Consider the following 20,210-nt stretch of genomic DNA (forward strand, 5'->3'; position numbering starts at 1 on the left):
ATTTCGCTCACGACTATAGGGCGATATGGTCACCACTGACAACAGCTTGAATGATGTTTTCCAGCCTTATTTCAAACATTTTAGTAACGTTATGTTACTGGCTGCTCTGGCATCTAGGGTAAGCAACCACTTACACACATCGTTTTGCTCATTACTGACCAGCACTAGGCCATGAACAGCCGATAAGCCGGATTATCGCTCTCGCGCCAATAGCGGTAACCGATAGCGTCTAAGTACTCTGCCACATGGGTTCGGTCGCCATTAGGCACTTGCATGCCCACCAATACTCGGCCATACGCCGCACCATGGTTGCGATAATGAAACAGCGAAATATTCCAATCGTGGGGCAGTTGGGTCAAAAAGTTCATCAATGCGCCAGGGCGTTCAGGGAACTCAAAGCGATACACCTCCTCTTCGAAGCGCTCGCTGGGTCGACCGCCGCTCAAATGGCGAATATGCAGCTTCGCCAACTCGTTATCGGTCAGGTCTTCCACTTGGTAGCCGCCTTCACGCAGCTTATCAATCACCGCCTGGCGATCTTCGCCACCGGGCTTGACCTGAACACCGACATAGATATGCGCTTCACTGCTATCGGCATAACGGTAGCTGAACTCAGTCACCATGCGCTTGCCCAGGGTACGGCAAAACTTTTTAAAGCTGCCGGGCTTCTCGGCAATGGTTACCGCCAGAATTGCCTCACGTTGCTCACCTAGCTCCGTGCGCTCGGCGATGTGCTGCAGACGATCAAAGTTGGTATTGGCCCCCGAATTGATACACAGCAGCGTCTCGCCTTCGGCACCGGTCTGCTGGATATATTTTTTCAGCCCCGCCAGCGAGAGCGCGCCGGAGGTTTCAGCCACGGCACGGGTATCCTCAAAAATATCTTTCACCGCCGCGCACATTTCATCGGTATTGACAGTAATAACACCATCAATCAGGCCTTGGATCAGTGAAAACGGCACTTCGCCGATCTGCGCAACCGCGACGCCTTCGGCAAACACGCCTACTTGGTCGAGTATCACACGCTCACCCGCCTCTAATGCAGCTTTAAGGCAGGCGCTGTCTTCGGCTTCGACACCAATCACTTTGATATCCGGACGCAGGTACTTGACGTAAGCCGCCACCCCCGCAATCAATCCACCACCGCCCACCGGTACGAAGATGGCATCCAGCCGCCCCGCATGCTGGCGCAAGATTTCCACCCCAATGGTGCCTTGTCCAGCCACCACGTCAATATCGTCAAAGGGCGGAATATAGGTATAGCCGTGCTCTTTGATGAGTTCTTGCGCATGCTCGGCCGCCGCCGCAAAGGCATCCCCTTTTAGGATGACCTTGGCACCCCGGGCGCGTACCGCCTGAACTTTAATATCCGGGGTAATCCGCGGCATCACAATGACGGCTTTGACGCCCATCAACTTGGCGGCCATAGCCAGCCCTTGGGCATGGTTACCGGCGGAGGCGGCTATCACGCCTTTATCTTTTTGCGCCTGGGTGAGCTGCGCCATTTTGTTATAAGCGCCGCGGATCTTGAATGAAAACACCGGCTGTAGATCTTCGCGCTTAATCAAAATCTGGTTGTTGAAACGACGCGACAAAAAGGGTGCAGGGGTAATCGGGGTCTCACAAGCGGCTTCATAAACGCGGGCCTGGAGGATCTTTTTGACGGTTGCTTCGAGCATGCGGGTATCCCAAGGGAAGAACGTGAACGGACAAAAGCTTTTATTGGTAGCAGATTACGCCTAGTCGCGTCTAGGTCGCTATACTAGCGCCATTAACTCTTTACTGACTCACACTAGACTGACTCACTAGGCTTACTCTTTATGAACCAGGATGAACTGAAGGCCGCCGTGGCGGATGCAGCCATTGCAGAAATTAAACCTAAGCTGGAAAAGGATACCATCTTAGGTATTGGTACTGGCTCAACGGCCAATCTGTTTATTGATCGCCTTGGGCCGCTGCGCCATCTTTTTAAAGGCGCGGTGGCCAGTTCAGAAGCGAGCGCCAAGCGCCTTGAAGCCTTGGGCATTGACGTATTTGAGCTCAACAGCGTTGGCACTGTCCCTTTTTATATCGATGGTGCAGACGAAGTAAATGCTAACTTACATATGATCAAAGGCGGTGGCGCAGCGCTCACCCGCGAAAAAATCGTGGCGGCCTGCGCCGAGCGTTTTATCTGCATTGCTGATGGCTCAAAGTACGTGCCTCAACTAGGCAGCTTTCCGCTACCCGTAGAAGTCATACCGATGGCACGCTCGTACGTCGCTCGCGAACTCGTCGCATTGGGAGCTGATCCGGTTTATCGCCAAGGGGTAGTCACCGATAACGGTAATCAAATTATTGATTGCTATGAATTTATGATCGCAGACCCGTTGGTCATGGAAGCGCGTATCAATGCCATCGTTGGTGTGGTCACCAATGGTCTGTTTGCCGCACGTGGCGCCGATGTTCTACTGCTGGGTACAGCGGATGGTGTAGAGCGAATGGCGCGTTAATCAAAATGCGTCAATAAAGGCACTGCGTTATCGGGGGCAGCAGCGCTTCTAATCCAGACAGCGTTCGGGCCAGTGCGCCTTTTTGTGTCTCAATCACCGCGCGGCCAGCACTCCCCGCCTGTTGGGCGCGCTTAGGGTTGGCAAAACAGCCCACCACGGCATCTGCCAGGGCGACAGGGCTATCGACCAGCGTTAGGGCACCGGCGCGCTCAAGCGGCTCAGCCACATCGGCAAAATTTTCGATTGATGAGCCGCTAAGCACGGGCCTGCCTAACGCCGCTGGTTCAAGCACATTATGTCCGCCCAGAGGCACCAGGCTGCCCCCTACAAAGGCTACACTGCCTGCGGCATATAGTATCGCCAGCTCACCGAGCGTATCTCCCAGGTAGACTTGGGTTTGCGCTGTGACGGGCTGATGTTGGCTGCGGCGGCTTAATGCATACCCTTGCGTTTCACAAAGTTTAGCGACTTCATCAAAGCGCTGGGGGTGACGCGGTACCAGCACCAACAGCGCGTCGGGGTAGCGCGCAAGCACTTGGCGGTGGGCCTCCAGCAGCAGCGCTTCTTCGCCGTCACGAGTCGAGCCCGCCACCCAGGTAGGTCGCTCACCCCACTCCTGGTGTAAGCGCTCACCCTCTTTAGTGCTACTGTCTTGGCTGGCCAGCTCAAATTTCAGCGAGCCAACATTGCGGGTGGTTTTCGTGTTACAGCCGAGGGCATTAAAGCGTTCGGCATCTGCCGAGGATTTGGCGGCGAGCCAGCTAACTTCGGCAAGCATACTGGCCATCAATGGGCGCAGGCGCTGGTAGCGTTTGAAAGCGCGGGGCGATAAGCGACCATTCACTATCGCCACAGGCACTCTCTGCTGGCGACAGGCATGAATCAGGTTGGGCCACAGCTCGGTTTCAAACAGGATGGCGAGTTCGGGCTGAACATGGCGTACAAAGCGCTTCGCGGCGCCAGGAAAGTCCAGCGGTAGGAAACGATGGGCGAGGCGCACCTGATCTGCTGCGGTTTGCTCACTAATCAGCGCTTGGGCCTGTTGGGCACCGGTGGCGGTCATGGTCGTGAGCAGCAGGCTATGCGCGGAATAACTCGCTAATAGCCTCTCGATCAGCGGTCGAGCGGCGCGCACTTCTCCCACTGAGGCACAATGTAGCCAAATGCGTGGCGCGTGAGGCAGCGGCCCAAGGTGCAACCCCAGCCGCTGAAGGCGCGAGTAAGTGGGCACTTGCTCACGCCAAATACGCCAAGCGATCAATGGTGCCAAGCCATAGAGTATCGCTGAGTAGACAAGGCGGGACCAGGCAGATAAAGCCATTAGCGCTCGCGATCAATAATGGAGCTAATCATCGCCGAGGTCGAAACACCGTCTTCAAAGCCGAGCACCCTGACCTCGCCACCGTTGGCCACCACCGCCGCGCCTCCCGCAATATCTTCTGGCCGATAATCGCCACCTTTAACCAGAATATCCGGCAATACCGCTTCAATCAGCGCCTGGGGGGTGTCGTTACTAAACGGCACTACCCAGTCGACAGCGCCCAGCCCCGCCAATACCTGCATGCGACGGTTCAGGGGGTTGATTGGCCGTTTAGGCCCTTTCAGGCGACCAATGGAGGCATCATCGTTTACTGCGACAATCAATCGATCACCTAACCGTTTGGCTTGCTCCAAATAAGCGACGTGGCCCGCGTGTAGAATATCGAAGCAGCCGTTGGTCATGACCACCTGCTCACCACGCAGTTGGGCGGCGCGCACGGCCTCCACCAGCACGGTAGGCTCAATCACTCCGAATTCGGCCAGCTTATCACCGTGTAATGCGGTATAGAGTTCGGCAATTGAGAGCGTGGCCGTGCCCGGCTTGGCCACCACCAACCCGGCACCCAGATTGGCTAGCATCATCGCTTCAGGGAAGGCATGCCCTGCCGCTAGCGCTAGCCCCATCAGGCCAATCACCGTATCCCCTGCCCCCGTCACATCGAAGACTTCCTGCGCCCGGGTGGGCAAGTGCAGCGGCGTGTGCCCTTCACGAATCAGGGTCATGCCCTTTTCGCTGCGAGTAACCAATAGCGCTTCCAGCTCAAGCTCGGCACGCAGCGCCTCGCCTCTAATGGATAGCTCCGCATCGGTGGCACACACGCCGACCACGGCTTCAAACTCCGTCAGATTGGGAGTGATTAAGCTCGCCCCGCGGTACTTGCTGAAGTCTTGCCCTTTCGGGTCGATTAACACCCGTTTGCCATGGGCACGTGCCTTGGCAATCAGGCTCTCCACCTGATTCAGCGTGCCTTTACCGTAATCGGAAAGGATCACCACATCGCAGTCAGGCAGCACCTTTTCTACCTCGGTCAGTAGTTCACGGGTATCGACACTGTCGAGGCGTTGCTCGAAGTCCAGACGCAGCAGCTGCTGGTTGCGACTCATCACGCGAAGCTTGGTGATAGTGGGTATTTCTGTGCTGCGCTGGAAGTGAGTGCTTACATCAGAAGCAGATAAACTCGCTTCGAGCAGCTGTGCGTTTTCATCGTTGCCAACCACGCCTGCCAATACGGCATGGCCGCCTAGCGAAGTGATGTTCAATGCCACGTTAGCTGCGCCACCCGGGCGATCTTCCACATCTTCCACTCGCACCACGGGTACAGGGGCTTCTGGCGAGATACGCGACGTGCCGCCGTGCCAGTAGCGGTCCAACATCACATCACCAATGACCAGTACCCGAGCGTGTTCCAAGGCGGTTAAATCAATTTTCATGCAGGCTCCCTGCGCTGGTGTTAGAGGCAGCATGCGCCAACAGTGTATCCAGCTTATTAATGACGTCGTCAGCTTTAATTAGCATCATGGCGCTGGGGTGGCGTACCCGCTGCCCCCAACTCACATCCTCGACCGATTTATGCAGATAAGTGCGCACCGCCTCGGGATAGGCGTTGACCGCAAACTCACGCCACAAATAGGGCGCGGCGCGCTGGGGATTGGTCGATGCATAGAGCCCCAATGCCGGTGTGCCCATGGCATTGGCCATATGAATAGGGCCAGTATCCGGTGCAATCACCGCTTGGGCGTTATCAATCAGCGCCAACACCCCTTTTAGGGAGGTTCCCCCAATGGCATTAATTACACTGCCCGGCTGACAAAGCGCTTCGATTTGATCACCGATCTCCCGCTCCAGGGCACTGCCGCCCCCGGTCAACACACTTTTGAGTCCGTACTGCACCCAGGCGTGTTCGATGACGCTGGCATAGCCTTCCACGGACCAGTTGCGAAAATTGCGCAGGCGAACATTACTGCAAGGGTTGATCACCAAGTAAGGCGCCTCTCCGCTGATGACCAGTGCTTCATTACGTGCCGTGTCGGTGACCGGCAGGTTCCACTCCAAGCGATTATCCTCAACCCCGAGCACCCGCGCGAAATCCATGAATGACTCAAGCACATGGGCATTGGGATGCGGCGCAAGCTGATGCTGAGTGAACCAGTGCTGAGCATCTTTGGCGCGTGCCTTGTCATAGCCCACGCGTACCGTGGCTTTAAGTCCAAGGGACAACACGCTGGCGCGAATGGCCTGCTGCATATGTAGCAGCACATCGAAGCGCGTATCGGCGAGTTGCCGCCAAAGCGCCCGCATACCAGCCATACCTGTCGACTTGTCATAGACAACGAACTCGACCCCGGAAAGCCCCGCCAGTAGACTGTGCTCCCCCTTGCCGATAATCCAGGTAATGCGCGCATCGGGCCACTGGCGCTGCAACGCCCGCACCGTGGGCACGAGATTGCACACATCGCCGAGGGCGGAGAGGCGCAAAATGGCAATGTGGTTAGGCTGAACAGGCAGAGAGGGCTTCATGCGCTTAGCGGCACTCCGGCAGAAAAATGGGCTCATTTTACATGATGCAGACAGTTTATGTGACGCGCCGGGCACACACCAAATTGATCCTACTCTATTCACTGCCGAATACTGGCGTGAGCAGGGCTTAATTGTGGGCGAAGCGCCTGGCCGGGGCAGTAGCCTGTTTGTACAGGCAACGCCGGCCGAGCAGTGGGCGCTAAGACCTTATCGCCGTGGTGGCATGGTGGCCAAATTAAGTACAAAACGCTATTTATGGACTGGCGCAGAGCGCACCCGCGCATTTCGTGAACTGCGCTTAACCGCCAAGCTTTTTGAGCAAGGCCTACCGGTACCCCGCCCCGTAGCGAGCTGCGTTACCCACTATGGGCTTACTTATGAAGCCGCGTTGATTACCGTGCGCATTGCTGGCGCCAAAGCATTCGCTGAGTTACTCGTCAACGATCTGGCGGATGAAGCGTTGTTAAAACGTGTAGGTGCCATGATTTACCGCTTTCATCAAGCGGGACTTGACCATGTTGACCTGAACGCCCGCAATATTTTGATCGACCCCAGTGGCGCACCTTGGTTGATTGATTTTGATCGCTGCCGCCTGCGTGCGGCAGGAAAGTGGCAGGCAGGTAACCTGGACAGGCTGGAGCGCTCCATCAAGAAGTTCACCGAAGCACCGCTTATGCCAACTATTTATCATGGATATCGCAGCTAATATAGAGACTTGCTAGGCCACACTTTCGTCCTGAGCTATGAGGTATCTTTTCCTAGCTTAAGCTGGCAAGCTCGGAAACTCCCCCAAAGCACCACCAGCCAAAAAGTGTAAATCATGACCCCACTGTTGTGAACCAGAAATACTTGAGAGAGACCGAAATCGATATAAGTGACAGGCAGTAAAGCACCCGCTACTGCTAATGAACGAAGCACAAGATTAGATGTGCGCAGCTGTCGCATAAATAATTGCATAGGCACTAAATAAAGTAACACTAAGGCTATAAGTCCCAGTATTCCGCGTTTAGCCGTAGCATCAATGAAATCATTATGGGCATGTCCATAGTGCGCAACACCCGCATCAATTATTCCAGCCTCCCCCAGCGCATGCATCCCTTGTTGATAACCATTGCTACCCCAGCCAAGTATGGGCTTTTCAATAATTAGTTGAGAAGCTCCCTTCCACATCTCAAAACGAGCGCCAACAGACGAGGTTCGACTCTCACCAGAAACATAGCGCTGAATATCATCTACTGCCTGATGAACGCGCTGTTTAACCCCTAACGGCGGTACCGAATAAACAGTTAACCCCCCTACAACGATCACTATTAAAGCGCCTATCTTCGCGCGAGGAGCCAATTCATGACCATAGCCACGATATAGCACCCACAGCACAATAGGTAACCCGACCCACCCACCACGACTGCCGGAAAATAGTGACCCTAGGACACCGCCTATGGCACCCAATCCAAGTAACAATACCCAGCGCTTGGGATTGTTACATTTAACTGCCCAACCCATCCCCGCCAAACAAAGAACGCCTGTCAGCATGCTGATGTTGCCAAACTGGATAACATGGGTATATCCGCCAGCCCTATCCACACCGGAAAACAGCTTTTGCCAAGCCCCCCAGCTTCCGACCGCTATCCCACCCAGGGCCAAACCGCCCCATAAGAAGCTCAGCCGCGGTGGATGGGCCAAGATCAACGCTAATACAGGAATTACCAATAAAAACCGCAAGGGTTTATCTACGCCTCGAAGTCCCTGCCCATCTCTCCAGGCTTCGAATAACCCTACCAGTGCGTAAAAAGCCAATACACCAATAACCCACCAATCTTGACGGCCAAAACGAACGCTTGTACGGATGAACGGGAGCACAAAAGTGCCAAGCAGCAAAAGAACAGCGCCTACTGAATAGCCGGAGGGTACAATTAGCGCAATGGCGCCTAAAAGAAGCACAGCTAAGGAGGTGTACATACGTAATAGAGAAACCGGGGAAGAAGCGGAAGAGAATGTCAATGAAACCATAAATATTTCCGTTTGGAGACGGGAAGGTGAAAGGCAGCCATTCTGACAGAATCACTAATGAACAGCAGCTAGCTTCTTACCAACGTGCGATACCGAGCTGAAAGCGCGTCCAGAAAAAATTGGAAGCGGCTTCTTGGTCAGAGCATTTCCCGGCCCGATTTACGCCATCAAGATCCCCCTATATGTAATGTAAGCTATGCTGGAGCAGCATAATACTCAATTAAACGTTTTACATGCTGCTTGTTGCTGAAGTGCTGCTCAACTCGAAGTCGAGCAGCATCTCCCATTACTTGACGTTTGGCAGCATCACGAATCATGATATCCATGGCATCATGCCACGCGTGTACATCAAATGCCCCCACTAGCACGCCTGAATCCGCATCTACCAACTCCGGCAGCGACCCCGTATTTGAACCAATGATTGGCATTCCGCAGGCCATCGACTCAATAATGGTAAGGCCAAACGCTTCATTTTTCGACGGAATACACACCATATCCAAGACCGGCAAGATTTCAGTTAGATCGTTGCGGTGCCCTAAAAAGGTGATTTTATCGGCTAAGAAGGTGCCCGCAACGGCTTGCTCTAACTGAGCATAAAACGATTCAACGCCACCTGTGGCATGGTCAGTACCTCCTATGGAGAGCGCATAAAAGTTTAACATGGGGTCTAGCTTAAGCAGCGCATTCACCCATACATCTTGCCCTTTGCCTGGGGTAACACGTCCGGGTAGCCCAATCAGCACTGCATCAGTCAGTACGCCCAAGGCCTTTCGCTTGGCACGAATGGCAGCAAAATCATGACAGGGTCGGTACTTAACAATATCCACCCCATGAGGTAAGCAGACCACCCGCTCACGCGGGACAGGTAAATTGCAAATATTGCGCTGATGCGTTGCCTGACTAATGGAGAACACGCGGGCCACGCTACCGTAAGCAATTCGGTGGTAAAGGCTCTTTTTAGGTCGCTGCCCGCCCACATGATCAGTATAAAAGATATTTAATTTTGGCAGTAGCGCTTTTAACAGCGTAGTCAAGCGCAAATCACTCGATTTATGACAATGAATAACGGTGACCTCCTTTTCCACCAGCCAACGCCTTAGCGAGAAGATATTGGCCAGAGCCTGACCATTGCTGGCAAAAGCTTTGTAAGGCACGCCATTGCGCTGCATATAGGCTTCCACCTTTGTGCCTTTCAAACAGATACCGATGACATCCCACCCCTCTGCCTGCAGGTCTTCCATTACACGGTCTACATATAGTTCCATTCCGCCTTTACCATCAGAAAGACACAGTTGCAGTACCTTATTTTTCATAGCTTTCTCTACTCAGCCGCACACCGTTAAACAATCAATGCAATCTCTTGTATTATACAGGCTGCTATTAATGGGGCCTAAATCATGACGCGGAAACTGCTTGTCGTGCGTAACGACAAAATCGGCGATTTTATGCTGGCTTGGCCAGCCCTAGCGTGTTTAAAAAAGGCCTCGCCTGCCCTCCACATTACCGTTTTAGTTCCCTCCTATACGGCTCCGCTGGCCAAGGTGTGTCCTTGGGTGGACGATGTTATTGTTGACCCAGGCAGCAAAGCGAATAAAGCAGCGCAGCAGGCACTACTTCACCACATGAAACAAGCGAAGTTTGATGCGCTATTGACACTTTTCTCAACACCGCGTATTGGCTGGTTAGGTGTTCGAGCGGGCATTCCATTGCGCGTAGCCCCCGCCACTAAGTGGGGTCAGGTATTCTATAATGTTCGGGTGCGCCAGCGTCGCTCACTATCTGCTAAGCCGGAGTACCAGTACAATATCGATTTGGCCTGCGAGTTACTGGCACATTTATCGCTGAAGCTTCCAACCCTGCCCTCGCCGCCTTTTTGGCCGCTGAGTGACGCTCAGTACCATACTCAACGACAAACGCTTATCCGCGAGTCGTCAGAGTATGTGGTGGTAGTTCACCCAGGCAGTGGCGGCTCAGCCGTCAACCTGTTAATTTCGCAATATGCGACCCTCATTACTCAGATCAATCAGCAGTGCCTTAACCTGCCTCTTCGCTGGTTGATAAGCGCCGGACCGAGCGAACAGCCAGAGGCTCAAACATTGATTGACCAGCTGGCCGACAACGGAATAACGGCAGATCACTTTCCTGCCACAACAGGTTTGGACGCCTTTGCCCTACAATTAGGAGGTGCGGATATGCTGATTGCAGGTTCGACGGGGCCATTACATATCGCTGGCTGCCTCAATCTTGCGACAGCCGGTTTTTACCCTGCCAAGCGCTCCGCGACGCCACTGCGCTGGGAAACTTGTAACAGCGCGGAGAAACGTCTCGCGTTTAGTCCCCCCGTGGGTGCTGACCAGCAGGATATGCGCGCGATTGATATTGATGCAGCGGCCCAAGGAATAGTGAAAGCTTTAATAAGCGCAGGAATATAAATGAAGCCAATTACCGGAATTGTCATCACTTTAAACGAAGCCTATAACATAAGCGAATGTTTAATTTCACTTAGCAAAGTATGTGATGAACTTATTGTAGTAGACTCAGGTAGCGATGATAAAACTGTTGAAATAGCCGAAGCCTATGGAGCAAAAATCTACACCCAAAACTATCTGGGTGATGGGCCACAGAAAGCTTTTGGCGTGCCGTATGCAAAAAATGATTGGATTCTTTCTTTAGATGCTGATGAGCGTTTAAGTGAAGATGCTGTAAGTATTATCAAAACATTAGAACTGGGTGACCCTCAAATAGCTTACTGTTTTCACCGTAAAAATTATGTTGGTGAGCACTGGATAAAAGCTGCCGGTTTTTACCCAGACAGTGTTGTAAGGCTATATAACAGAACGACTTCAGGCTATCTCAATAAAAAAGCACACTCGTCTGTAAAAGCCCCATCCATTTGCCAAACAAAAACACATATAGAACACTTAACCTATAGAGACTTATCAGATTGGGTTTCTCGCATCAATGTATTATCAACTAGGGATGCTTGGGCAATGAAAGAAAGTGGAAAGAAGCCATTTTTCTTCAATCCTATACTTCACAGCGCTAATGCGTTCATAAGAAAGCTGATTTTCAAAGGGGGGCTTTTCCAAGGAGCAGATGGCTTTTTAGTAGCAATTACCACCGCCTTCCATGCTTATATGAAGTATGCAAAGCTTAATGAATTGTATAAAAAAACCACCAGCAAATAATACAACTTCATACCAAAACCGGTAAAAAACCATGAAGAACCTTTTTAAAAAATTACTAATTTTAGCTACAAGCCGATTAATAAAACTTTTCGCAAACACTTTAAAAATGTTAAACTATCCTTTTTATTGGCTTTTCCCAAAAACACGCTTTACTCTGCCAGAACATGCTAACCCGCTGTTTAAAAATAATAAAACAAAGAGTATATCGCGCATTATTTGGCAAACTAATTTCACCAATAAAGTAACTCTACCTATCTATCTCAATTACCTGTTCAACCGTATGATGGCTCCACACTTTGAGTATCGCTTCATGAGTACTGAAGCGCGACGTGAATTTATTAATAAATATTACCCTGATGTGCTGCCTCACTATAATCGTTTACAGATTGGTGCAGCCCAAGCTGATTTGTGGCGACTATTGGTGCTTCATAAGTTTGGCGGTGTTTACCTGGATATCGATGCACACCAAATCTGGCCACTCTCTCAAGTAATTGGTTCAGAAAATAAAGAACTCTATGTTAGCACACGTCAAGGTGAATTTAGCAACTACTTTATTGCAAGTGCTCCTAACAACCCCAATATTGCTAATTTAGTTGAGCAAATAGTAAAGAATATTAAAGAGAATACTTTGACAAATGTGTTTCACATAACAGGCCCAGGCGTATTTAATATGCTTTTGGATAGTGAGCAAGTACCGACCGTTTCCTATCGTTATGCAGTGAACCAGGGTAATTTTACCAATGAGCACTTCCAGTATATTGATAAACCACAAGGCAAATGGAATAAGGAACAGCGCAATATACGAGTCATACGCCCAGAAAGCACGGACAACACCAAATCATAAACACGTTGAGTTTTGTCAGAAAAACTTCCTGCTTTTATCTACATTAACCTAACCTACGAATTACTTCTGTATTACATATTTGCATGCCATCTTTATCTTAATTGATAATTTTTTTAAATATGGATTTTCTCTAATATCATTAATAATAATTTCAGAGAAAATTTTAGGATCCCTAGCTAATAAAATTTAGCTTTTGATAAAAAACAGTTATATTCGCTCTTATAAAAATAAAAAGTAGTGAAGAAACGACTACCCAAAAGAGCTTATAAATCCTAAAATAATAGAATAACTGCTTTTAAGAGCTTTTATTTGGAGACGCATGCCTGCATTAATGTCACTCAAACGCACCCCTTGGCTACCGCTGGTTACAATCGGCCTCTGCCTGGGTTATACCGTCACGGTAATGACCCGCCTGCCCTGGTGGACGCTATTTTTTGTAGCCGCGGCATGGATTGGTGTAGGGCATAAGCTACGCTGGGGCCGACCTGCCAACGCCCGTTATCGTAAAATGTGGCCCTGGTCACTGGTACCGTTAAGTCTTTGGGGTGTTTACGTTTACTTGGCGGATAGCTTTGGCATTGTCGATCTGGGTGCGGTGTTTTTTCACCTCCAGGCAGGCATGGCAGAGCATGGTGGCGCAGGCAAAATGATTTCCGCGGTGCTCTATACACTGATAATGATCGGCGTACTAGCAGCCGTGACGTGGCTGTCGCGCCACGACCAGCGCTGGCGGTTAGCCGAGCGCTTTTTCGCTATTTTGTTGCTGGCTAGCAACCCGCTACTTTATGGCCTAGGCCAGCGCAGCGCGGCGATAGTCACTGATGATGGCGCCTGGCTAGACCGACGCTATAAGCCACCCCCCACTGAACATCTAAGGGACGCACCTAACCTACTCATCCTATATCTGGAAAGCATAGAGCGCACCTACTCCAATGACATATTTGGGGATGCTTACGCCAGCCTCAACGAGTTGGGGAAACAGGGCACCGTCTTTGAGGGCGTGCGCCAGATGGATAATACGGGCTGGACGATGGCGGGCATGATTGCCAGCCAGTGCGGCGTGCCATTGATGCCTGCAGGGCTCCTTCATGACAGCCAGTTTGAGCCTCTTTCCAAGGTTGTCCCTGGCGTCGATTGTTTGGGCGACATCCTTGCTGAACAGGGCTACCAACTAAGCTATCTAGGCGGTGCTAGCACTCAGTTCGCGGGTAAAGGACTGTTCTATCGCGGCCACCAATTCAATACCGTTCAAGGACGTGAAGAGTTAGAGCCGCAGTTGAGCGATCCAGAGTATGTCAATAGTTGGGGGCTGTACGATGACACCCTCTATGACATTACCGCTGACGAAATCCGGCGATTGGAAAAAGAGGATAACGGCCCCTGGGGGGTGGTAACGCTTAATTTGGCAGGCCATGCACCCAATGGATACCCTTCCCAATCTTGCGTAAAGCAGCAGGGAGAGTTTGACGGGCAGGATATTCTTTACTCGGTCAAGTGTTCCACATGGCTTGCCCGAGATTTAATTGGCCGCTTGAAGAGCGAAGGGTTACTCGACAATACGCTGGTGGTAATACTCAGCGACCACCTAACTATGCGGGTGTCAGTGTGGGATCAATTAACGGCGCTTGATCGCGACAACACCCTCATCATGATAGGTGATGATATCCAGCCGCAACGTATTCGTCGCGATGCCACCATGCTGGACGTCTTCCCCACGTTGTTGGATGCGCTAGGTTTTCGCTTAGAACGCAGCCGGGCGGGCTTAGGCACGTCGCTGTTTAGTGATCAACGAACGCTGGTCGAAGCGCATGGCATCGAAGTACTCAACGAGCGCCTCAGGGAAGAGACAGCGCTGCAGCACCGCCTCTGGGAAGGCATCTCTCCTCAGCGCCGTGAAACCGACGAGCTCTCTTCGCAACAGCAAACCGTGGAAACGCCCGCCGATCTCGCCGATGAAGTGGAGCTCAGCCATTAGTAATGATGCTTTCCCGAGGATGAGACGCATGGATCTGTTGGTATACCTGCTCGACACTTAACTCATTTAGGCAGTTGGTATGCCCCAAAGGACAGGTACGCTGAAAGCACGGCGAACAGGAAAGCCCTAGATAGTGAATCACCGCATTATCGGTCAACGGCGGCGTGTAGGCGGGCGATGAAGAGCCATATAGCGCATGGATGCGAACGCCTACCGCTGCGGCCACATGCATCAAGCCCGAGTCATTGGTGACCACTTGCCGACAGTCCGCCAGCAAATCAACGGCATCGGCCAATTGTGTTTTGCCGCACAGGTTATGGGCATGGGCAAGCCCCTGCGTTATTTCCTCGCCTGCTGGGTGATCCTTGTCGCCGCCCAACACCCGCACTTCAAAACCTTCGTTTACCAAGCGTTTTGCTAACGTGTGAAAGTAACTGATCGGCCACTGCTTGGCGGGGCCGTATTCAGCGCCCGGCATCATGCCAATCGCAGTACGTGATGAAAGCGAATGCGTCAGGCGTAAATTAACCAGATTATCGCGGTCAATCTGCAGGCGTGGCTTGGGCAGAGCAAAATCACCGCTAGCCGCCTCTTCAAGGGGTAGGCCGAGCGAAACAAAGCGCTTTACCGTTTGATCCAATACCTGCTTATCAAGCTTACGACGCTCTTTGAGAAGCCCATAGCGATGCTCACCGACGAAGCCGACGCGCTCAGGAATGCGGGCAAGAAAGGGCACCAGCGCGGCCTTCCAAGAACGCGGCAATACAATCGCGCGATCGAATCGCCCCCTTAGGCGGCTGGCGAGTTCGCGGCGGCTGGCCAAACCAAATTCGCCATGACCAACCGCCAGCGGCAACACCTCATCCACCTCGGGCATGCGTTCTAAAATAGGCTGCGACCACGCGGGCGCGACCACCCCTATCGTCGCGCCTGGCTGGCGGGCTTTTAAAGTCATAAACAGGCTTTGTGCCATGACCATATCACCGACCCACGAAGGGCCAATTACCAGCAAGCGCTGAGCTGAGTTAGCCATTTAGCCACCCCAAGTAGGCCTTAACCCCTTGAGCAACGGTTTTAAACTCCACATCGCAGCCACTGGCGCGTAGCTGGTTAATGTCCGCCCGGGTATAGCTCTGATAGCGCCCTTTCAACTCTTCAGGGAAGGCAATGTAATCGATCTCGCCTTTGCCATAAAAGTCGATAACGGCTTCACCAATCGCTTTGAAAGGCTCTGCACGACCAGTACCAAGATTGAAGATGCCCGACTGGTCAGGATGATCCAGAAACCAGAGATTCACATCGACCACATCACCGACATAAACGAAGTCGCGGCTCTGCATACCCGCCTCATACCCGCCATAGGCGCCGAACAGCTTCAGGGTTTCGCCGTTACGGATTTGCAGATGATTGTGGTACGCCACGCTGGCCATTTTGCCTTTGTGCTGTTCCCGGGGGCCGTAGACATTGAAGTAACGAAAGCCCACCACTTGTGTGGTCAACTCGCTCCACCGCGCACGCACGTGCTGATCGAACAGCAGTTTGGAATAGCCGTAAACGTTGAGTGGCTTTTCGCATTCCGGTACCTCTTTGAAAACCTCGCTGCCGCCATAGGTCGCCGCCGATGACGCGTACAAGAAGGGGATACCCTGCTGCTCGCAGTAGTTAAGCAGCACTTTGGAGTACTCGAAGTTATTTTCCATCATGTAATGGCCATCCCACTCGGTGGTATCTGAGCAGGCGCCTTCGTGGAAAATGGCGTCAATGGTAGGCAAGTCGACGCTTTCCCCTTTCAAGGCAGCTTTTATCCTGGCAAGGAAATCATCTTTATCCAGATAATCCGCCAGCGTGCAGTCGGCCAGGTTGACGAATTTGGTGCCATCGCGCAGATCATCGACCACCATTACATCGTTTCGGCCACGGGCATTCAGTGCTTTCACTATGTTGGCCCCGATAAAACCGGCACCGCCTGTTACCACAATCATACTGTTCTCCTTACCTAACGCGGCTTGTTGGCATACGTGCCTATAACCCATCTGCCTAGGATTGTATACTTGACGCCTTATGAATTCATGGTCAACGGTGCTTTCCGCGATGAGTGTTTCGACAAACCAATCGACACCTGATGTGTCGACCTTTCAAGGCCTGATCCTTGCTCTGCAGCAGTACTGGGCAGAACAAGGCTGTGTCATCCTTCAGCCGCTCGATATGGAAGTCGGCGCGGGCACCTTCCACCCCGCCACCTTCTTGCGGGCGATTGGCCCCGAAACCTGGAACGCGGCCTATGTGCAGCCTTCAAGGCGCCCTACTGATGGCCGCTATGGTGAGAACCCTAACCGCCTTCAGCACTACTACCAGTTTCAGGTGGTGATGAAGCCATCGCCAAGCAACCTGCAGGATCTTTATCTGGGCTCACTCAAGCGGCTCGGTCTCGACCCACTGATCCATGACATCCGCTTTGTCGAAGATAACTGGGAATCCCCAACGCTAGGCGCCTGGGGCCTGGGCTGGGAAATCTGGTTAAACGGCATGGAAGTCACCCAGTTTACCTATTTTCAGCAGGCAGGTGGCATTGAGTGCTACCCGGTTACCGGCGAACTGACCTATGGGCTTGAGCGTATTGCCATGTACTTGCAGGACGTCGATAGCGTCTATGACCTGATTTGGGCCATTGCCCCAGACGGTAGCAAGGTCACCTATGGCGATGTGTATCTGCAAAACGAACGCGAGCAGTCCACTTACAACTTTGAACATGCCGATGTGGATCAGCTATTTGCTAACTTTGACCATCAGGAAAAAGAGTGTGGCAAATTGCTCGCCGCCAGCCTGCCGCTACCTGCCTACGAGCAAGTTCTGAAGGCATCGCATACATTCAATCTGCTGGACGCCCGTCACGCTATCTCGGTGACCGAGCGTCAGCGTTTTATTTTACGCGTTCGCACCATGGCCCGCGATGTGGCCACCGCCTACTTTGAGTCGCGCAAGGCCGAAGGTTTCCCTATGGCGCCAGAAACACTTCGCCGAGAACTGTTACAAGAGCTACTCGCCGATCAGGGAGACGACTAATGGCTGTTAATACGCTTTTACTAGAACTGGGTGCAGAAGAGCTACCGCCCACGGCCCTGGATGCGCTTTCCGATGCGTTTGCCGCAGGCATTGAGAAAGGCCTGCAAGAAGCCGACGTTCCCTTCGCCAGCGTGACAGCCTTTGCGACCCCGCGTCGTTTAGCGGTTCAAGTGCGTGAGCTGGCCGATAAACAGCCTGACCGCGACGTTGAGCGCCGTGGCCCCGCGCTGGCGGCGGCCTTTAAGGATGGCGTTGCCACGAAAGCTGCAGAAGGCTTCGCCCGCTCCTGCGGGGTTAGCGTCGATGAGCTGATTCATTTGGAAACCGATAAAGGCACTTGGCTTGGCTACCGCGAGCAGCAGCCGGGTGAGTCTATTCAAGCGCTGCTGCCCGAGATTATCCGCAAAGCCATCAGCGCCCTCCCGGTGCCTAAAAACATGCGCTGGGGCGCTTCACGGGTTGAGTTCTCGCGTCCGGTTCATTGGCTGGTAGCACTTTACGGTAGCGATGTCGTGGCTGCTGAGGCGCTAGGCCTACAGGCAAGCTGTACCACTTACGGTCATCGCTTCCACGCCCCTGATGCCATTCAGTTGACCCATGCCGATGAATACGTGGCTACGCTGGAAAATGCTTACGTGCTGGTGGACCGCGAGCGGCGTCGCGAACGCATACGTGAGCAGGTGCTGGCAGAAGCCGAAGTGCAAGAAGCCATGGCGGTTATTGATGAAGACCTACTGGTCGAAGTCAGCGGCTTGGTGGAATGGCCGGTAGCACTGACCGGCAGTTTTGATGAGCGCTTCCTGGAAGTGCCTGCCGAGTGCCTGATCTCTTCGATGAAGGCCAACCAAAAATATTTTCATTTACTAGATGACCAGGGCAAGCTAAAACCGCTATTTATCACCATCGCCAATATCGATAGCGCCGACCCCGACCAGGTCATTGCCGGTAACGAGAAGGTCATTCGCCCTCGCCTCGCCGACGCAGCGTTTTTCTACGATACCGACCGCAAGCATACACTGGCCTCGCGTATCCCGCAGTTGGAAAGCGTGGTCTTTCAACAGCAACTGGGCACTCTGGCTGACAAGGCGCGTCGTGGCACCGCCACTGCTTCTTTCATTGCTGAGCAAATCAGTGGCGATGTCGCGCATGCTCAGCGCGCCGTGTCGCTTGCCAAATGTGACCTCGTGACCGAAATGGTGCTCGAATTCCCCGAACTACAGGGCATCATGGGGCGCTACTACGCCGAGCAGGATGGTGAGCCTGCAGAGGTTTCCCAAGCGCTCGAAGAGCAGTACCTGCCGCGATTCGCTATGGATGTCATTCCCCAGAGCGCGACCGGCAAGGCGTTAGCCCTGGCTGATAGGCTGGATACCCTGGTAGGTATCTTCGGTATTGGACAACGCCCCACCGGCGCAAAGGATCCCTTTGCTTTACGCCGTGCATCGATTGGCGTGCTCAACATTCTGATCAAAGGTGAGCTGGATCTTGACTTGCGCGAGCTGCTCACCGTAGCCGCTGAGCAGCACCAACGTCTACCCAAAGCCGATGGCCTAGTTGAGGATGTGCTGACCTATATGCTGGATCGCTTCCGCGCCTGGGGCCAGGAAGAAGGCATCAGTGCTGAAATGTACCTTGCGGTACGCGCTCGCCCGGTGACCAATCCTCTCGACTTCGCTCGCCGCCTGCGGGCCGTGAAGGCCTTTGCCCAGCGTGACGAAGCAGCCGCGTTGGCAGCCGCTAACAAGCGTGTTTCTAACATCCTGGCTAAGCAAGAGCACAATGGCAGTACCCAGGTCGATCAAAACTTATTGCAGGAAGATGCCGAACGAGCGTTGTTCGATGCGGTGAGCGGAAGCCAGACACAGGTTGCCCCGCTGTTTGCTGCAGGCAACTATCAGCAAGCATTGGATACTCTTGCCACCCTGCGTGAACCGGTAGATGCTTTCTTTGACCAGGTCATGGTGATGACGGATGACCCCGCTATTCAGCGCAACCGCTTGGCCCTACTCGCTAGCCTTCAAGCGCTATTCTTAGAAGTGGCCGATATTTCACTTCTGCCCCAGTAGCCATTGCTTGATTGGTCGCTCACAAGCCCAGCCGTTTAGACGACTGGGCTTTTTTGTTGACTGGTAATACGTGTTTCACGTGAAACACTGTTGCGAGTCCGAAGTAAGATAGTCGATATAAATAGCGGACAGAAAGTATCGCCGACAACCGTACCAATAGGATTTCTATGCTGAGTGCCGAAAAACTTGTCATCCTGGATCGTGACGGCGTCATCAATCATGATTCTGATGCCTATATAAAATCCCTTGATGAATGGGTGCCCTACCCTTCTTCAATTGCCGCCATTGGTCGCCTCAGTCATGCAGGATTTACGGTAGTGGTGGCGACCAATCAGTCGGGCATCGCTCGTGGCTATTATGATGAAGCAACGCTCCAGAGCATGCATGATCGCTTGTTAGCGTTGGTGGAAAAGGAAGGCGGAAGCATCGCTCACATCGCCTACTGCCCCCATGGGCCTAGCGATAAATGTCAATGCCGTAAACCATTGCCTGGAATGCTGCATCAGATTCAGCAGCAGTTGGGGCTGGCAAGCTTGGCAGGGAGCTGGATGGTAGGAGACAGCCTGCGAGATTTACAAGCAGGCGAAGCAGTTGGCTGTCGTACCGTACTGGTTAGAACTGGAAAAGGAGCAAAAACAGAAGCCAAGGGTATTGGGCTTGAAAAAGCACATGCTTTCGATGATTTAGCCCACTTTGTGGACTGGCTGATCACCACGAAGCAGTAGATACCGATC

General features: G+C 52.7%; 17 protein-coding genes. 9 read left to right on the forward strand and 8 right to left on the reverse strand.

Annotated elements, in window-relative coordinates; all coding sequences use genetic code 11:
* Window positions 1-164 precede the first annotated feature (164 nt).
* The gene (gene ilvA, locus V8L71_RS11775; protein ID WP_101145055.1) at window positions 165-1,679 is read right to left on the reverse strand and encodes a threonine ammonia-lyase, biosynthetic; all 1,515 of its coding nucleotides are present in this window, start codon (window positions 1,677-1,679) and stop codon (window positions 165-167) included.
* A gap of 141 nt (window positions 1,680-1,820) precedes the next feature.
* Here ilvA and rpiA point away from each other — a divergent pair, with 141 nt between their 5' ends.
* The gene (gene rpiA / locus V8L71_RS11780) at window positions 1,821-2,492 is read left to right on the forward strand and encodes a ribose-5-phosphate isomerase RpiA (protein ID WP_336274227.1); all 672 of its coding nucleotides are present in this window, start codon (window positions 1,821-1,823) and stop codon (window positions 2,490-2,492) included.
* A 10-nt stretch (window positions 2,493-2,502) separates the two neighbouring features.
* Here rpiA and waaA read toward each other — a convergent pair whose 3' ends face one another.
* The 3 genes from waaA to V8L71_RS11795 are packed head-to-tail and all read right to left on the reverse strand — an operon-like array spanning window position 2,503 to window position 6,330.
* Window positions 2,503-3,813, reverse strand: a complete 1,311-nt coding sequence (waaA, locus tag V8L71_RS11785; RefSeq protein WP_336274228.1) for a lipid IV(A) 3-deoxy-D-manno-octulosonic acid transferase — start codon at window positions 3,811-3,813, stop codon at window positions 2,503-2,505.
* Window positions 3,813-5,243 (reverse strand): bifunctional D-glycero-beta-D-manno-heptose-7-phosphate kinase/D-glycero-beta-D-manno-heptose 1-phosphate adenylyltransferase HldE, encoded by a 1,431-nt coding sequence (gene hldE / locus V8L71_RS11790; RefSeq protein WP_101145058.1) that lies wholly within the window; start codon window positions 5,241-5,243, stop codon window positions 3,813-3,815. Before hldE ends, waaA begins: the two co-directional genes overlap by 1 nt.
* Window positions 5,233-6,330 carry a glycosyltransferase family 9 protein gene (locus V8L71_RS11795; RefSeq protein ID WP_101145059.1) on the reverse strand — a complete coding sequence of 366 codons (1,098 nt, stop codon included), beginning with the start codon at window positions 6,328-6,330 and terminating at the stop codon, window positions 5,233-5,235. The genes hldE and V8L71_RS11795 overlap by 11 nt, the downstream gene beginning before the upstream one ends.
* Between V8L71_RS11795 and V8L71_RS11800 the strand changes: the two genes are divergently transcribed.
* A complete protein-coding gene (locus V8L71_RS11800) occupies window positions 6,329-7,036 on the forward strand; it encodes a 3-deoxy-D-manno-octulosonic acid kinase (RefSeq protein WP_101145060.1) in 708 nt (235 codons plus the stop codon). The genes V8L71_RS11795 and V8L71_RS11800 overlap by 2 nt on opposite strands.
* A 35-nt stretch (window positions 7,037-7,071) precedes the next feature.
* Here the strand turns inward: V8L71_RS11800 and V8L71_RS11805 are convergent, their stop codons facing one another.
* Window positions 7,072-8,340 (reverse strand): O-antigen ligase family protein, encoded by a 1,269-nt coding sequence (locus tag V8L71_RS11805; RefSeq protein WP_101145061.1) that lies wholly within the window; start codon window positions 8,338-8,340, stop codon window positions 7,072-7,074.
* A 194-nt stretch (window positions 8,341-8,534) separates the two neighbouring features.
* Entirely contained in the window at window positions 8,535-9,653 is a 1,119-nt protein-coding gene (locus tag V8L71_RS11810; RefSeq protein WP_101145062.1) for a glycosyltransferase family 4 protein, read from the reverse strand.
* Between the two features lie 84 nt (window positions 9,654-9,737).
* On the opposite strand from V8L71_RS11810, the gene V8L71_RS11815 reads away from it, so the two are divergent.
* From V8L71_RS11815 to V8L71_RS11830, 4 genes are all read left to right on the forward strand, one after another.
* Window positions 9,738-10,772: a glycosyltransferase family 9 protein gene (locus V8L71_RS11815; RefSeq protein ID WP_101145063.1), complete on the forward strand. Its 1,035-nt coding sequence runs from the start codon at window positions 9,738-9,740 to the stop codon at window positions 10,770-10,772.
* On the forward strand, window positions 10,773-11,528 hold the full coding sequence (locus tag V8L71_RS11820) for a glycosyltransferase family 2 protein (RefSeq protein ID WP_101145064.1): 756 nt from the start codon (window positions 10,773-10,775) through the stop codon (window positions 11,526-11,528). It begins immediately after the preceding gene.
* 31 nt (window positions 11,529-11,559) lie between these two features.
* Complete coding sequence (locus V8L71_RS11825) at window positions 11,560-12,372, forward strand: glycosyltransferase family 32 protein (protein ID WP_101145065.1); 813 nt, start codon at window positions 11,560-11,562, stop codon at window positions 12,370-12,372.
* A gap of 319 nt (window positions 12,373-12,691) precedes the next feature.
* A complete protein-coding gene (locus V8L71_RS11830; protein WP_101145066.1) occupies window positions 12,692-14,347 on the forward strand; it encodes a sulfatase-like hydrolase/transferase in 1,656 nt (551 codons plus the stop codon).
* Here V8L71_RS11830 and waaF read toward each other — a convergent pair.
* Window positions 14,337-15,380: a lipopolysaccharide heptosyltransferase II gene (gene waaF / locus V8L71_RS11835; RefSeq protein ID WP_101145067.1), complete on the reverse strand. Its 1,044-nt coding sequence runs from the start codon at window positions 15,378-15,380 to the stop codon at window positions 14,337-14,339. The two genes, V8L71_RS11830 and waaF, sit on opposite strands and share 11 nt — an antisense overlap.
* On the reverse strand, window positions 15,373-16,329 hold the full coding sequence (rfaD, locus tag V8L71_RS11840) for an ADP-glyceromanno-heptose 6-epimerase (protein WP_101145068.1): 957 nt from the start codon (window positions 16,327-16,329) through the stop codon (window positions 15,373-15,375). Before rfaD ends, waaF begins: the two co-directional genes overlap by 8 nt.
* Window positions 16,330-16,438: 109 nt before the next feature.
* On the opposite strand from rfaD, the gene glyQ reads away from it, so the two are divergent.
* The 3 genes from glyQ (at window position 16,439) to gmhB (ending at window position 20,201) form a co-directional block, all read left to right on the forward strand.
* On the forward strand, window positions 16,439-17,410 hold the full coding sequence (gene glyQ / locus V8L71_RS11845; RefSeq protein WP_101145069.1) for a glycine--tRNA ligase subunit alpha: 972 nt from the start codon (window positions 16,439-16,441) through the stop codon (window positions 17,408-17,410).
* The gene (gene glyS / locus V8L71_RS11850; RefSeq protein WP_101145070.1) at window positions 17,410-19,476 is read left to right on the forward strand and encodes a glycine--tRNA ligase subunit beta; all 2,067 of its coding nucleotides are present in this window, start codon (window positions 17,410-17,412) and stop codon (window positions 19,474-19,476) included. The genes glyQ and glyS overlap by 1 nt, the downstream gene beginning before the upstream one ends.
* A 167-nt stretch (window positions 19,477-19,643) precedes the next feature.
* Window positions 19,644-20,201, forward strand: coding sequence for a D-glycero-beta-D-manno-heptose 1,7-bisphosphate 7-phosphatase (gmhB, locus tag V8L71_RS11855; RefSeq protein WP_101145071.1), 558 nt, complete (start codon window positions 19,644-19,646; stop codon window positions 20,199-20,201).
* Window positions 20,202-20,210 lie beyond the last annotated feature (9 nt).

It is taken from the genome of Vreelandella indica (genome assembly GCF_037070225.1).
GTDB lineage: Bacteria > Pseudomonadota > Gammaproteobacteria > Pseudomonadales > Halomonadaceae > Vreelandella > Vreelandella arctica.

Excerpts from the sequence above, each read along its gene's own strand:
- ilvA (WP_101145055.1), bottom strand. The coding sequence starts at position 1,679 with ATGCTCGAAGCAACCGTCAAAAAGATCCTCCAGGCCCGCGTTTATGAA.
- rpiA (WP_336274227.1), top strand. The coding sequence starts at position 1,821 with ATGAACCAGGATGAACTGAAGGCCGCCGTGGCGGATGCAGCCATTGCA.
- waaA (WP_336274228.1), bottom strand. The coding sequence starts at position 3,813 with ATGGCTTTATCTGCCTGGTCCCGCCTTGTCTACTCAGCGATACTCTAT.
- hldE (WP_101145058.1), bottom strand. The coding sequence starts at position 5,243 with ATGAAAATTGATTTAACCGCCTTGGAACACGCTCGGGTACTGGTCATT.
- V8L71_RS11800 (WP_101145060.1), top strand. The coding sequence starts at position 6,329 with ATGCGCTTAGCGGCACTCCGGCAGAAAAATGGGCTCATTTTACATGAT.
- V8L71_RS11795 (WP_101145059.1), bottom strand. The coding sequence starts at position 6,330 with ATGAAGCCCTCTCTGCCTGTTCAGCCTAACCACATTGCCATTTTGCGC.
- V8L71_RS11805 (WP_101145061.1), bottom strand. The coding sequence starts at position 8,340 with ATGGTTTCATTGACATTCTCTTCCGCTTCTTCCCCGGTTTCTCTATTA.
- V8L71_RS11810 (WP_101145062.1), bottom strand. The coding sequence starts at position 9,653 with ATGAAAAATAAGGTACTGCAACTGTGTCTTTCTGATGGTAAAGGCGGA.
- V8L71_RS11815 (WP_101145063.1), top strand. The coding sequence starts at position 9,738 with ATGACGCGGAAACTGCTTGTCGTGCGTAACGACAAAATCGGCGATTTT.
- V8L71_RS11820 (WP_101145064.1), top strand. The coding sequence starts at position 10,773 with ATGAAGCCAATTACCGGAATTGTCATCACTTTAAACGAAGCCTATAAC.
- V8L71_RS11825 (WP_101145065.1), top strand. The coding sequence starts at position 11,560 with ATGAAGAACCTTTTTAAAAAATTACTAATTTTAGCTACAAGCCGATTA.
- V8L71_RS11830 (WP_101145066.1), top strand. The coding sequence starts at position 12,692 with ATGCCTGCATTAATGTCACTCAAACGCACCCCTTGGCTACCGCTGGTT.
- waaF (WP_101145067.1), bottom strand. The coding sequence starts at position 15,380 with ATGGCTAACTCAGCTCAGCGCTTGCTGGTAATTGGCCCTTCGTGGGTC.
- rfaD (WP_101145068.1), bottom strand. The coding sequence starts at position 16,329 with ATGATTGTGGTAACAGGCGGTGCCGGTTTTATCGGGGCCAACATAGTG.
- glyQ (WP_101145069.1), top strand. The coding sequence starts at position 16,439 with ATGAGTGTTTCGACAAACCAATCGACACCTGATGTGTCGACCTTTCAA.
- glyS (WP_101145070.1), top strand. The coding sequence starts at position 17,410 with ATGGCTGTTAATACGCTTTTACTAGAACTGGGTGCAGAAGAGCTACCG.
- gmhB (WP_101145071.1), top strand. The coding sequence starts at position 19,644 with ATGCTGAGTGCCGAAAAACTTGTCATCCTGGATCGTGACGGCGTCATC.